Below are 765 nucleotides of genomic sequence, written 5' to 3'. Positions count from 1 at the left end.
CGGCCTCATCAGACGGCAGCCAACGACGCCTCGCAGCATCGAGGTTCTCGTCGATCCCAAAAGCCTGCCGGAGCTAGTCTGACCGCCCCAGATCCAACCAGTCAAAATCACTGTGCAGAGCCACTAGCCGCCCGGTGAGAGTCGGTAAAGCATGGACAGGGCAACAATTCGCCTCTCGTTCGCCGTTTAGAGCAACTAGCGTGTTTGACTCCGAAGAGGTTGATCGGTGGCGAGATCGACGCGTGGAGCGTTTAGATCGCACATCAATTCAAGCCGCATGTTGATTGCATCAGATGCCGCCTCGGCCGTCATACGCGTTCAGCGCGGTGTCGAGGCACTCGATTAACGCTTGTCCGGCAAAGGGTTTGGCGAGGAAGCCAATCGCTCCGGCACCCAGCGCTGACGAGCGCACGCGGTCGTTGGGGAAAGCGGTAATGAAAATGAATGGTGCGTCGTAACCCCGTGTCCGCATCTCTGCCATCAGCTCCAGGCCGCTCATAGGCGACATCTGCATATCGGTAATGACACAGGATGTCTCGTCCAATTGCGGGGACCTCAGGAGTTCCTCGGCCGACGCAAATATTTGGGCGATGTAGCCACGCGATTTCAAAAGATTCTCTGTCGCCGCACGGACTGACGCGTCGTCGTCAACGACGGAAATCAAAGGCGTGGACAAGACGAGCCCTCCTGGAGCGGAAATAGCGGCTGCAAGCATTAGCCACCTTGCGCGAAAAGTGGGCTCGACTGATGAAATTGTAAAATCAT

General features: G+C 56.9%; 1 protein-coding gene. It reads right to left on the bottom strand.

Features of this window, described 5'->3' with window-relative positions:
- Positions 1 to 289: 289 nt before the first annotated feature.
- Positions 290 to 715 (bottom strand): response regulator transcription factor, encoded by a 426-nt coding sequence (locus AC066S_RS38990; RefSeq protein ID WP_135167632.1) that lies wholly within the window; start codon positions 713 to 715, stop codon positions 290 to 292.
- Between the last annotated feature and the right edge of the window lie 50 nt (positions 716 to 765).

It is taken from the genome of Bradyrhizobium sp. CFUWI (genome assembly GCF_056429085.1).
Note: the sequence above shows the minus strand (reverse complement) of the source record. Positions and strands in the feature narration are given on the sequence as shown.

Coding starts and splice junctions, on each gene's coding strand:
- AC066S_RS38990 (WP_135167632.1), bottom strand. CDS start 715: ATGCTTGCAGCCGCTATTTCCGCTCCAGGAGGGCTCGTCTTGTCCACG.